General features: G+C 64.0%; 10 protein-coding genes. 4 read left to right on the top strand and 6 right to left on the bottom strand.

Annotation, left to right across the window (positions count from 1 at the left end; all coding sequences use genetic code 11):
• Positions 1-6: 6 nt before the first annotated feature.
• Together N2602_RS27700 and N2602_RS27705 are read right to left on the bottom strand one after the other, a co-directional pair.
• On the bottom strand, positions 7-1698 hold the full coding sequence (locus tag N2602_RS27700; RefSeq protein WP_260380065.1) for a benzoate-CoA ligase family protein: 1692 nt from the start codon (positions 1696-1698) through the stop codon (positions 7-9).
• Positions 1699-1845: 147 nt separating this feature from the next.
• Complete coding sequence (locus N2602_RS27705) at positions 1846-2364, bottom strand: MarR family winged helix-turn-helix transcriptional regulator (RefSeq protein ID WP_172785427.1); 519 nt, start codon at positions 2362-2364, stop codon at positions 1846-1848.
• A 251-nt stretch (positions 2365-2615) separates the two neighbouring features.
• Between N2602_RS27705 and N2602_RS27710 the strand changes: the two genes are divergently transcribed.
• Both N2602_RS27710 and N2602_RS27715 read left to right on the top strand, forming a co-directional pair.
• Entirely contained in the window at positions 2616-3791 is a 1176-nt protein-coding gene (locus N2602_RS27710) for an ABC transporter substrate-binding protein (RefSeq protein WP_172785428.1), read from the top strand.
• A gap of 106 nt (positions 3792-3897) precedes the next feature.
• Positions 3898-4353: a cupin domain-containing protein gene (locus N2602_RS27715; protein WP_018643141.1), complete on the top strand. Its 456-nt coding sequence runs from the start codon at positions 3898-3900 to the stop codon at positions 4351-4353.
• A gap of 9 nt (positions 4354-4362) precedes the next feature.
• Here the strand turns inward: N2602_RS27715 and N2602_RS27720 are convergent, their stop codons facing one another.
• The 4 genes from N2602_RS27720 to N2602_RS27735 form a co-directional block, all read right to left on the bottom strand.
• Positions 4363-5613: a flavin-dependent oxidoreductase gene (locus N2602_RS27720; protein WP_260380066.1), complete on the bottom strand. Its 1251-nt coding sequence runs from the start codon at positions 5611-5613 to the stop codon at positions 4363-4365.
• 51 nt (positions 5614-5664) lie between these two features.
• On the bottom strand, positions 5665-8016 hold the full coding sequence (locus tag N2602_RS27725) for a bifunctional salicylyl-CoA 5-hydroxylase/oxidoreductase (protein ID WP_260380067.1): 2352 nt from the start codon (positions 8014-8016) through the stop codon (positions 5665-5667).
• 102 nt (positions 8017-8118) lie between these two features.
• Positions 8119-8955, bottom strand: a complete 837-nt coding sequence (locus N2602_RS27730) for an enoyl-CoA hydratase family protein (RefSeq protein ID WP_260380068.1) — start codon at positions 8953-8955, stop codon at positions 8119-8121.
• Positions 8956-8997: 42 nt separating this feature from the next.
• Complete coding sequence (locus N2602_RS27735) at positions 8998-9759, bottom strand: SDR family NAD(P)-dependent oxidoreductase (RefSeq protein WP_260380069.1); 762 nt, start codon at positions 9757-9759, stop codon at positions 8998-9000.
• A gap of 193 nt (positions 9760-9952) precedes the next feature.
• Here N2602_RS27735 and N2602_RS27740 point away from each other — a divergent pair, with 193 nt between their 5' ends.
• Complete coding sequence (locus N2602_RS27740; protein WP_260383721.1) at positions 9953-10768, top strand: alpha/beta fold hydrolase; 816 nt, start codon at positions 9953-9955, stop codon at positions 10766-10768.
• A gap of 12 nt (positions 10769-10780) precedes the next feature.
• Entirely contained in the window at positions 10781-12070 is a 1290-nt protein-coding gene (locus N2602_RS27745) for an acyl-CoA dehydrogenase family protein (RefSeq protein ID WP_260380070.1), read from the top strand.
• The last annotated feature ends 1 nt before the right edge of the window (position 12071 follow it).

Genomic DNA, 12071 nt, shown 5'->3' on the forward strand with positions numbered 1-12071 from the left:
CTTCTCTCATTCCGCGGCGACGCCCGAGGACGTCACTGCGGCCTGCGCCAGCTGCCGCAGGGCAAAGCGCTTCAGCTTGCCGGTCTCAGTCTTCGGCAATTGCGCCACGAACTCGATGGCGCGTGGATATTTGTACGGCGCGATCTCGCGTTTGACATGCTCCTGCAACTCGGCCACCAGCTGAGCGTCAGGCGTCACGCCGGGCGCGGCAATGACATAGGCCTTCACGATCATGCCGCGGGCCTCGTCGGGCGCACCGACCACACCGCATTCGGCGACCGCCGGATGCGTGAGCAGCGCCGCTTCGACGTCAGTCCCCGCGATGTTGTAGCCGGCCGACACGATCATGTCGTCGGAGCGCGACTGGTACCAGAAATAGCCGTCGCTATCCATCAAATAGGTGTCGCCGGTGATGTTCCAGCCGTTCTGGACGTATTTCCGCTGCCGCTCGTCGGCCAGATAGCGGCAGCCGGTCGGCCCGCGCACGGCGAGACGGCCCATCGTTCCCGGCGGCACATCGCGGCCCTCATCATCGACGACCTTGGCTTCATAGCCCGGCACGGGCTTGCCGGTGGCGCCGGGGCGGATCTCGTCCTCGGTCGCGCTGATGAAGATGTGCAGCATCTCGGTCGAACCGATGCCGTCCAACAGCTTAATCCCGGTCGCCTTGAGCCAGGCATCGAATGTCGGCTTGGGAAGGGTCTCGCCCGCGGAGACGCATTTGCGGAGCGAAGAAATGTCGCGGCCCGCGAGCTTGCCGAGCATGGCGCGGTATGCGGTCGGCGCCGTGAAGCAGACCGTGGTCTTGTACTGCTCGATCGCATTCAGAATGTCGTCCGGCGTCGTCTTCTCCAGCACGACAAAGGAGGCGCCGATATGCATCGGAAACAGCACGCCGCCGAAGCCGAAGGTGAAGGCGAGCGGGGCCGAGCCGACGAAGCGATCCTTTTGCTCGGCGCGCAGGATGTTGCGTGCGTAACCGTCACAGACCGCGAGCATGTCGCGGTGGAAATGCATGGTGCCCTTGGGATCGCCGGTCGTGCCCGAGGTGAATGCGATCAGACAGATATCGTCGGCGGCGGTATCGACGGCCTTGAAGTCAGGGCTGGCATCGGCGATCAGCGCTTCGAGCGAACCCGCCGCGCCATTGCCCCAATAGACCACGTGTTTGAGGCCGGGCGCTGCGGCTTTCGCCTTCTCCATTTCCTCGGCGAGCTTTCCGTCGCACAGCGCCAGCGTGATCTCCGCCTTCTGAATCGGATAGGACAGCTCCTTGGCGCGCAACAGCGGCATCGTCGCGACGCAAATCCCGCCGGCCTTGATCACAGCGAGATAGGTCGCAACCATCATCGGGTTGTTGGCCGAGCGCAACAGCACGCGCCCGCCGGTGACGAGACCGAGCTTGCCAACCAGCACATTGGCGATGCGGTTCACCAGCGCCTGCAGCTCGCGATAGGTGTAGCTGACGGCTGGGCTGATGACGCAAGGGGCATCGCCCTGGCCCTGCTCGACCCAGCGATCGAGGAAATAGCTGACGCAGTTCAGTCGCGGTGGATAGTGCAGCTCCGGCCGCGTGAAGATGAATTCGGGCCAAAGCTCGCGCGGCGGCAGGTGTTGCCGCGCGAACGTATCGACATGGGCCGTCGCGGCGCTGCCGTCAGACGAGCCCGTTACTTGAATCTTGGCGGCGTTGGCCATCGCACGCTCCTTTCAGCATGGATTGCACCCGGCAGCACGATCTGGAAAACATTTTAGGCTTAAAACAATTTCGCGCAATAGGGGATTTTAGGCATCCCGTGCTTTTTCATGCGGGAAAGGGGTGGGCGGCCTGTCGCGCCCGCACGGTCAGGGCCGGCGGCGGGCGGCCGATTTCTGCGCGGACGCCTTGGTCTTGGCGAGGAGGCGCATCAGTTCGCGCACGTCCTTCGGCGAGAGGTCGGCGAACAGATCGGCGATCCAGGCCTCGTGCTCGGCGGCCATCCTGCGGAACTCGGCACGCCCGAGCTTGGTCAGCCGGATCACCTGGACGCGACGGTCGGTCTCCGAGGTCCGCCGGTCGAGATGACCTGATTCCACCAACCGCTCCACGAGCCCGGTCACATTGCCGTTCGACACCATCATGCGCTTGGAGACATCGGAGAGCGTCATGCCGTCAGGCGCCTTGTCGAGCTGCGCCATCAGGTCGAAGCGCGGCAGCGTGACGTCGAACCGCTGCCGCAGCCGGCCGCGCACCTCGCCCTCGATCAGCGTCGTGCAGGTCAAGAGCCGCAGCCACAGCCGAAGCTCTTCGGCATGGTCCTCCGGTGTTTCGACGGCCTTGGTCTCGGAATCGAGCATGTCGATGCAGCCACTCACGGCCGGCATTGGCGCCGGCACGGATTCCCCAACATTTTGAGCTTCAAATAAATCCGGGCCGGCTGCAAGTCCAAAGCTGCAACAATCGACCGCACGCCGATTTCTTTAGGCTTCAAATAATTGGCGCGCCGCTTGCATGCACCGCTGCCCGCAGGATGCGACGCCTCGCGCTCGGCTTGCCGCGGCGGCCGTCATCGGCATAAGCTTTGGATTGGAGTACGTGGCTTGCAGCGCAAGCCAGTCGTCACGAGGGACAGATCATGAAGACGCAAATGACCTTGGCCGCAGCCGCGATGCTGCTCGGCACCGTGGCCACCCCTGCCCTCGCCCAGGAAAAAATCAAGCTCGGTGTGATCGTGACCCTGTCGGGACCCGCCGCAGCGCTGGGCCAGCAGGTTCGCGACGGCTTCGCGCTCGCCGTGAAGGACCTCGGCAGCAAGATGGGCGGCCGCGACGTCGAGCTCGTCGTCGTCGACGACGAGCTGAAGCCGGATGCAGCGGTGACCAAGGTGAAGGGCCTTCTGGAGCGCGAGAAGGTCGACTTCGTGGTCGGGCCGATCTTCTCCAACATCCTCCAGGCCATCCACCGGCCCATCACGGAATCGAAGACGTTCCTGATCAGCCCCAATGCCGGCCCCTCGACATTCGCCGGCAAGGACTGCAACCCGTTCTTCTATGTGACGTCCTATCAGAACGATCAGGTGCACGAGATCCTCGGCAAGGTCGCGCAGGATCGCGGCTACAAGCGCATGTACCTGATGGTGCCGAACTATCAGGCCGGCAAGGATTCGGTGGCGGGCTTCAAGCTCGACTACAAGGGCGAGATCGTCGAGGAATCCTACATGCCGCTGAACACGCTGGATTTCCAGCCGGAGCTCTCCAAGATTTCCTCACAGAAGCCCGATGCACTGTTCACGTTCATGCCGGGCGGCCTCGGCGTCAATCTCGTCAAGCAGTACCGGCAGGCCGGGCTCGCCGATACCATTCCAGTGCTGTCGGCCTTCACTGTCGATGAATCGACCCTGCCGGCGCAGCAGGATGCGGCGGTCGGCATGTTCGGCGGCGCGAACTGGGCACCCAACCTCGACAATCCCCAGAACAAGAAGTTCGTTGCCGCCTACGAGGCCGCCTACAATAGCGTTCCCGGCACTTACGCCTCCCAGGCCTACGACACCGCGATGCTGATCGACAGCGCCGTCAAGGCCGTGAAGGGCGACCTTTCCAACAAGGACGCCGTTGGCGCCGCGTTGAAGAAGGCCGACTTCACCTCGCTGCGCGGGGCCTTCAAGTTCAACCACAACAATTATCCGATCCAGGATTTCTACCTGACCAAGGTCGCCAAGCGTCCGGACGGCAAGTTCCAGACCGAGATCGTGCAGAAGGTGTTCGAGAATTACGGCGACCGCTATGCCAAGGACTGCAAGGCGACGAACTGAGCATGATCGGACCCGAAGGGCCGCGGTAGCGCAAAAATGCGCAGCGGTTTTCCGAACATGATCATGCTCTAACAAGAGCCGCGCAGCGCGTTACGGGAGGACTGCAATGAAGAGCGAAATCACCGGCATCACGCGGGCCAATGAGGGAATCCAGGGCATTTCCTGGAACATCCTCGGCCAGACCTACGTGCCGAAGAGCTACGCCGAGAACAGCTTCTCCTGGCACGCGACGCTGCCGCCGGGCACCTTCGTGCCGCCGCACATTCATCCCGACCAGGATGAATATCTCTACATGCTGGAGGGAAAGCTGGATTTCGTGCTGGGCAATTCAGAAGCGCAGGCAACCGCGGGCGACCTGATCCGCCTCGGCATGGGCGTGCCGCACGGCATCTTCAACAAGTCGGAGCAGACCGCCAAGGTGCTGTTCTGGGTCTCGCCGAGCCGCAAGCTGTTCGACCTGTTCTGGGGTCTTCACAACATGAAGGAGCAGAAGCCGGAGGACGTCGTGGCGATGGCCGCCGAGTTCAACATCCACTTCCTTCCGCCGCCGCCCGGCGGCTAGCGGCGCGCGTCAGGCGCGCACCGCCGCAAGACCCGGCACCGCGGCGAAGCCTGCCTTGGTGGCATAGCCGCGCACGATGGCCTCGCGCTGGGAATAGCTCAGGACGTTGTCGACATTGTCGAAACCGTCGGGCGCGAGCTGCTCGACGGCGTCGATGACGCCCTCGGGGCCCCCGCGCCGGTTGGAGCGGACGATCTCGGCCGTCATGGGCAGGCGCTTCTTCTCGTACTCGAGCAAGGCCTGACGCGGGTGTTCGGCGCGCGCCAGCGCATCCGCAAGGCAGCGCGCGTCGAGAATGGCCTGCGAGGCGCCGTTCGACCCCACCGGATACATCGGATGCGCGGCGTCGCCGAGCAGCGTGACCCTGCCCGATGACCAATATGGCAAGGGATCGCGATCGCAGGTCGGATATTCGTAGAATTCGGGCGTTGCCGAGATCAGGCTCTTCACGTCGATATAGGGCACCGAGAAGCGCGCCACATGCGGCATCAGCTCTTCGCGGCGGCCCGGCCGCGACCAGTCTTCCTTCCGCGGCGGCGGCGCGTTGCCCTCGCCCACTTTCACCAGCACCGCCCAATTGGTCAGGCGGCTCGCCGGGCTCGATCCTTCCGCGATCGGATAGATCACCACCTTGGCGTTGAGACCGCCGGCCACGATCATCGATTTGCCGGTCAGGAACAGCGGCCAGTCACGCGCACCGCGCCACAGCATGAGGCCATTCCAGCACGGCGGCCCTTCGTTCGGAAACAGCGTCTCGCGGACGCGCGAGTGAATGCCGTCGGCACCGATCAGGATATCGCCTCGCGCGGTGTGGACATGGGCGCCGGAGCGATCGAAGAAGTAAGCGGTGACGCCGCCCTCGTCCTGCGTGAAGGCGCCGAGCCGGCAGCCGGTGTGGATCGCCTCGCGGCCCAACCGCTCCTCGACGGCGCGATGGATGACGGCCTGAAGGCGGCCGCGATGGATCGAGAATTGCGGCACGTCGTGGCCGGCGTCGATGCCGCGGGCTTCGCGCCAGACCTCCTGGCCGTGGCGATTGAGATAGTAGAGCTGGTCGGTGCGAACAGCGACGTCGTCGAGCTTCTGCAACAGGCCGAGGCCGGCCAACTCCCGCATGGCATGCGGCAGCGTGTTGATGCCGACGCCGAGCTCGCGAATGGTGTCGGCCTGCTCGAAGATCTCGCAATCCAGGCCGCGCGAGCGGAACATCAATGCCGTGGTGAGACCACCGATACCGCCACCGACGATAATCGCCTTCATCGCCCTAACTCCACTCGAAACACAGGCAATGAGTTAACGTCGCACGGGCAGTCACTCCGCCGCAAGCGGCTTTGTCGCCTCCGCCTTGAGCTCGGCCCGGGTCTTAGGCTTAGCCTTAATTCTCAGCTCCTCGAGATCCTGCCGGTCGCGCACGCTGTTGCGGAAAATCTGATCTTTTCCGGGCAGATATTGCGGGGGACAGAAGGCGTCGTTTGCCCCGTACCAGGCCGCCGCCTTCATGGTGAAGAAGGGGTCGACGAGATGGGGACGGCCGAGGGCAACGAGATCGGCCCGGCCGGCGGCCAGAATGGTGTTGGCCTGGTCCGCCGTGGTGATGTTGCCGACGCACATCGTGGCGACCCGCGCCTCGTTGCGGACCTGGTCGGAGAAGGGCGTTTGGAACATGCGTCCGTAGACCGGCTGCGAATGGCGCACGGTCTGGCCGGTCGAGACGTCGACGAGATCGACGCCGGCCTCGGCAAAAGCGCGTGCGATGGCGACCGCATCATCGCCGGTGATGCCGCCGTCCGCCCAATCGGTCGCCGAGATGCGCACCGACATCGGCTTGTGCGACGGCCAGACCGCGCGTAAAGCCTCGAAGATCTCGAGCGGGAACCGCAGACGGTTGGCGAGCGAGCCGCCATATTCGTCCGTCCGGGTGTTGGTCAGAGGGGAGATGAAGCTCGCGAGCAGATAGCCGTGGGCGCTGTGCAATTCGAGCATGTCGAAGCCGCAGCGCTCGCCGCGCTCGGCCGCCGCGACGAAAGCGTCCCTCACCGCATTCATGCCGGCGCGGTCGAGCTCGCGCGGCACCTGGCTGTCGGGGAAATAGGGCAGCGGCGATGCCGAAATGATCTCCCAGCCGCCCTCCTCCAAAGGACGGTCCATGCCGTCCCACATCAATTTGGTCGCGCCCTTGCGGCCGGCGTGGCCCAGTTGCAGGCAGATCTTTGCGGCCGAGTTGCCGTGGACGAAATCCACGATGCGACGCCAGGCGGCCTCCTGCTCGTCGTTCCACAGACCAGTGCAGCCGGGCGTGATCCGGGCCTCACGGCTAACGCAGGTCATCTCGGTGAAGATGAGGCCGGCGCCGCCGATCGCGCGCGAGCCGTAGTGCACCAGGTGGAAATCAGTCGGCACACCTTCCTTCGCCGAGTACATGCACATCGGCGACATCACGGCGCGGTTGGCGAGCTTCATCTCACGCAGGCGGAACGGCTGAAACAGCGGCACCATCGGCCGGTTGGTGTCGACATCGAAGCCGCTGCTGCGCACCTGCCTCGCAAACGACTTGTCGACCTCCGCCACGAAATCCGGCGCGCGGAGCTTGAGATTGTCATAGGTGATCGCCTTCGAGCGCGTCATCACGCCGAAGGCGAACTGAACCGGATCGAAATCCCAGAAGCGGTCGACATGCTCGAACCAGACCAGCGAAACGTCGGCGGCATGCTGCGTCTTCTCGACCTCCTCGCGGCGGCCGTGCTCATAGACCTCCAGGGCGGCCTTGATGCTGGGCGCCTTCTCCATGGCTTCGGCCAGCGCGATGGCGTCTTCCATCGCGAGCTTGGTGCCTGAGCCGATGGAGAAATGTGCGCTCGCCTTGGCGTCGCCGAGCAGCACCATGTTGTCCTTGACCCAGCGCTTGCTGCGGATCATCGGGAAGTTGCGCCACATCGAGCGGTTCGTCAGCAGCTTGTGCCCATTGAGGAACCAGCCGAAGATGTCGGCCATCCGCGCGGCGGATTGAGCCTCGTCGAGACCCGTCAGCCCGGCGCGTTCGAACGTTTCAGGGTCGGTCTCGAAAATCCAGGTCGAGTGCCCGGCCTCGTACTGATAGGCATGGGCGATGAACGGCCCCCACTCCGTCTCCTGGAAGATGAAGGTGAAGGCATCAAGCGGCCTGGTCGAACCCATCCAGGCGAACTTGTTGGCGCGCAGGTCGACCTCCGGCTGGAAATGCTCGACGTATTTCTCGCGGAAACGGCTGTTGATGCCGTCGGCGAGCAGGATGAGATCGGCATCGGCGAAGCGCGTTTCGTTGTCGATATCGACCTCGAAGTGCAAGGTGACACCCAGCTCGCGTGCACGTTCCTGGAGGATCAGAAGCAGCTTCTGCCGCGAGCAGCCGCAGAAGCCGTTGCCGCCGACGCGGTGCACGGTGCCGCGGAAGTGCACGGCGATGTCATCCCAGTAAGCGAACTCCTGGGTGATGCGGCGATAGCTCGGCAGATCGTGCTTCTCGAAATTGTCGAGCGTCGCATCCGAGAACACCACGCCGAAGCCGAAGGTGTCATCGGCCCGATTGCGCTCATAGACCGTGATGTCCGCGCCCGGACGCTGCTTCTTGAGCAGAATCGCAGCATAGAGACCCGCAGGTCCGCCACCGATGATCGCGACTTTCATGGGAGCCTCGCCACTTCACCCGGCCATGAAAACTATTTTAAGCCTAAAATAATTTCCCGCAAGTCCCCCTCGCTGGATTTGCTGCAGATAATTGCGATCGGCTCAGTCGCCCCTGAATACCGGCTTGACCTTGTTGGCGAAAGCCTCGAAGGCACGCTCGAAATCCGCGGTGGTCATGCACAGCGCTTGGGCGACGGCCTCCGCCTCGATCGCCTCCTCCACCGACATCGCCCATTCCATCGCCAGCATCCGCTTGGTCATGGTGTTGGCGAAGGTCGGGCCTTCCGCGACCTGCCTGGCCAGAACCTGCGCCTGGGGCAGCACCTGCTCCGCGGTGACGATGCGGCTGAAGAAGCCCCAGCGCTCGCCCTCTTCCGCGGCCATGAACCGGCCGGTGTAGAGCAGCTCGGAGGCGCGGGACTGCCCGATGATCCGCGGCAGGATGGCGCAAGCGCCCATGTCGCAGCCGGCCAGCCCCACCTTGTTGAACAGGAACGCCACCTTCGCCCCGCTCGCCGCAAGGCGCATGTCCGATGCCATGGCGATGATCGCCCCGGCGCCGGCGCAGATGCCCTCGACGGCGGCCACGATCGGCTGCGGACACGCCCGCATCGCCTTGACGAGATCGCCGGTCATACGCGTGAAGGCGGTCAGCCCCTTGGTGTCCATCTTCACCAGCGGGCCGATGATCTCGAACACGTCGCCGCCGGACGAGAAATTGCCGCCGGCACCCGTGACGACGATGGACTTGACCGCGTCGTCGAAGGCGCAGGCGCGGAAGAAATCGGTCAGTTCCCGATAGCTCTCGAACGTCAGCGGATTCTTTCGTTCGGGGCGATTGAGCGTGACCGTCGCAACGCCGTCAACCACGGCGAGCAGGAAGTGCTGCGGCGAGTAATCCGCAAGCGGCACGGTGACCGGATTGGCTGGTCTGCTCATGGGATCTCCTTGGCTTTTATGTTCCGGCCCTGCTTCGCCACGCTAGATTTCACCGCCGGCAACGGCGATCGCCTGCCCGGTGATCGCGCCGGCGCCCTCGCCGCAGAGCCAGAGCACCGCGTCGGCCACCTCCTGCGGAGTGATGAGTCTTCCTTGCGGATTGTGTTTCGCGAGCTCGGCGATCGCTTGCTCGCGGGTTCGGCCGGTCTTCTTCATGATATTGTCGATACTGCCGGCGACCAGATCGGTGTCCGTGAAGCCGGGACACACCGCATTCACGGTGACGCTGCTACCAGCCATCTCGAGGGCGAGCGAACGCACCAGGCCGACAACCGCGTGCTTGGCCGCCGCATACGCGCTGACATAGGCGTAGCCCTTGAGGCCGGCCGTGGACGCCACCGCGACGATGCGACCGTAGGGACGATCCTTCATGCCCGGCAGCACGGCCTGGACGGCATGTACGACGCCCATGAAATTGACATCCATCATCCGGCTGAAGAGCGCGCCGTCCGATTTCGCGAACGGCGCCGATTCAGCGCTGCCCGCATTGGCAACCAGGATGTCGATCGGCTTGCGCGCACTTGCCCCGGCGATCGCGGCTTTCAGTGATGCTTCGTTCGCGACATCAGCGACAGCCGCAAAGTGCGCGGCACCTGCATTGACCGCCTCGTCAAGAACCACCGCGTTCCGGCCAAGCACCGTTACGGTCGCACCAGCGCCTACGAGAGAGGAAGCGATCGCTCGGCCGATGCCGCGCCCGCCACCGGTGACCAGCGCGTGCGGCGAATGCGGCAATCCGGACATGCGCTGGCTCCCTCAGATCTCGTGATCGTGCTTCCGATATATTTTAACCTTCAAGTTTTTGCAACCAAAGCGGCGCGTGGCTGGCGAATGCCGCCGCATGAGAGACGGCCCGAAAATTGCTTTAAGTATAAAATTATCGCTTCCCATCCCCGAAAGGCCTGTTAGCATCAAAGGGCCAGCAGAAGGATGTCGCGTGTCGCAGCCTGTGCCAATGATAACAAAGGACGGACGCTTCGCCTACGAGGCCGCGGGTGATCCGGGCGCGATGCCGCTGATCTTCCTGCACGGCATCGGCGGCGCGGCGCGCGCCTGGCGGCGGCAGCTTGCCACATTCGGCGGCCGTTTCCGCGCGATCGCATGGGACATGCCCGGTTATGGCGGATCGGCGCCGCTTGCGAGCGTAAGTATCGCTGCCCTGGCGCAGGCGCTGCAGCAATTCATCGAGCAACTCGGCGTCAGCAGACCGGTTCTGGTCGGCCATTCCATCGGCGGCATGATTGTTCAGAAGTGGCTGGTTCAGTCCCCCAAACTGGCACGCGCGGTCGTGCTGGCGCAGACCAGCCCTGCATTCGGAAAGGCAGACGGCGACTGGCAGAAATCCTTCATCGCAGCGCGGCTGGGACCGCTCGATCGCGGGGAGACGATGAAGTCGCTGGCGCCTTCGCTGGTGAAGGAGCTCGTCGGCGACGATCCCGATCCGAACGGAATGGAGGTTGCCCGCGAATGCATGGGCAGCGTGCCCGAAGCGAGCTATCGCGCCATGATGCTGGCTCTCATCGGCTTCGATCAGCGCAGCACGCTCGGAAATATCTCCGTTCCCACACTGCTGCTGTCCGGCTCAAAGGACAGCAACGCGCCCGCGCCGATGATGGCAAAGACGGCGACCTATATCCCGTGGGCTGAATATGTCGAGCTCGCCGGCGTCGGTCATCTCGCCAATCTCGAACGCCCCGAGGCCTTCGACGAAGCTCTCGGCCGGTTCCTGAACTCGCTCGCGACCAAAGCCTAAGGTGACTGCGCGATGACCATGCAAGTCAACAAGACGATTGGCACGACCAACAAGGTCGCACTGGATGCGCCGATCTTCGATCCCGCTGCATTTCGCTTGAACGACGAGCAGGCCGGCATCATCACCCGCGCGAGGGAGATCGGCCAGACCGTGTTTGCCGCTCGCGCCGCCACTTACGATCGCGAGGCGATCTTCCCGACTGAAAATTACCGCGATCTGCATCGCGTCGGCCTGCTCGGCATCGCCGTCCCCAAGAAGCACGGCGGCCTCGGCGCCAATTACCAGACCTATGCCCTGGCGGCAGCCGAGATCGGCCGTTATTGCGGCGCCACCGCGCTGACCTGGAATATGCATGTCTGCTCGACCCTGTGGTCGGGTCCCCTCGCCGACGATCTCGACATGGATGCCGAGACCCGCGCGGAGCATGAGCGGCGGCGCGCGGTCCATTACAAGCGCATCGTCGAGGACGGTGCGATCTATTCGCAACCCTTCTCCGAAGGTGGAGCTGCCGCAGCGGGCGGCGTTGCTTTTGGCACTGAAGCGAGGCCGGTCGCGGGCGGTTGGATCGTCAACGGAAAGAAGATCTTTGCTTCGCTCTCGGGCCACGCCGACTATTACGGCGTGCTTTGCACCGAGATCGAGCAAGGCGAGAAGGCCTCGCGCCGCAACACACTTTACCTGGCGATATCAGCCAAATCAGAAGGCGTCTCTGTCGTCGGCGACTGGGATCCGCTGGGCATGCGCGGAACGGTTTCGCGGACCCTGCTGTTCAAGGACGTGTTCGTGCCGGAAGATTCAGCGCTGATGCCGCGCGGCGTCTATTTCCAGGCGGCGATGCGCTGGCCGCACATGTTCCTGACGCTGTCGCCGACCTATATGGGCCTGGCGCAAGCCGCTTACGACTTTACCGTGCGTTACTTGCGCGGCGAAGTCCCGGGCATGCCGCCGGTCAAGCGGCGGATGTACCCGACCAAGCAGATCGCGATGGCGCAGATGCAGATCAAGCTGGAGCAGATCAAGGCAATCTGGTTCCAGGCCGTGACCGAGGCGCGCGCCAATCCGACCAAGGAGCAGGTGCTGCGCGCCTATGCCGCGCAATATTCGGTAATGGAGGGCGCCAATGAGCTCGCCGCGCTCGCGATCCGCACCTGCGGCGGTCAGGCCATGCTTCGCTCGCTGCCGCTGGAGCGGATCTATCGGGACAGCCGCTGCGGCTCGTTGATGCTGCCCTGGACCGCCGAGCTCTGCCTCGACCGGATCGGGCGCGAAGCGCTGTACGAGGCCGGTGAAACGGACGACTGAC

It is taken from the genome of Bradyrhizobium sp. NC92 (assembly GCF_025200865.1).
GTDB lineage: Bacteria > Pseudomonadota > Alphaproteobacteria > Rhizobiales > Xanthobacteraceae > Bradyrhizobium.

Bases quoted from the DNA above. Each gene is read 5' to 3' on its own strand.
- N2602_RS27700 (WP_260380065.1), bottom strand. From the start codon at position 1,698: ATGGCCAACGCCGCCAAGATTCAAGTAACGGGCTCGTCTGACGGCAGC.
- N2602_RS27705 (WP_172785427.1), bottom strand. From the start codon at position 2,364: ATGCCGGCCGTGAGTGGCTGCATCGACATGCTCGATTCCGAGACCAAG.
- N2602_RS27710 (WP_172785428.1), top strand. From the start codon at position 2,616: ATGAAGACGCAAATGACCTTGGCCGCAGCCGCGATGCTGCTCGGCACC.
- N2602_RS27715 (WP_018643141.1), top strand. From the start codon at position 3,898: ATGAAGAGCGAAATCACCGGCATCACGCGGGCCAATGAGGGAATCCAG.
- N2602_RS27720 (WP_260380066.1), bottom strand. From the start codon at position 5,613: ATGAAGGCGATTATCGTCGGTGGCGGTATCGGTGGTCTCACCACGGCA.
- N2602_RS27725 (WP_260380067.1), bottom strand. From the start codon at position 8,016: ATGAAAGTCGCGATCATCGGTGGCGGACCTGCGGGTCTCTATGCTGCG.
- N2602_RS27730 (WP_260380068.1), bottom strand. From the start codon at position 8,955: ATGAGCAGACCAGCCAATCCGGTCACCGTGCCGCTTGCGGATTACTCG.
- N2602_RS27735 (WP_260380069.1), bottom strand. From the start codon at position 9,759: ATGTCCGGATTGCCGCATTCGCCGCACGCGCTGGTCACCGGTGGCGGG.
- N2602_RS27745 (WP_260380070.1), top strand. From the start codon at position 10,781: ATGACCATGCAAGTCAACAAGACGATTGGCACGACCAACAAGGTCGCA.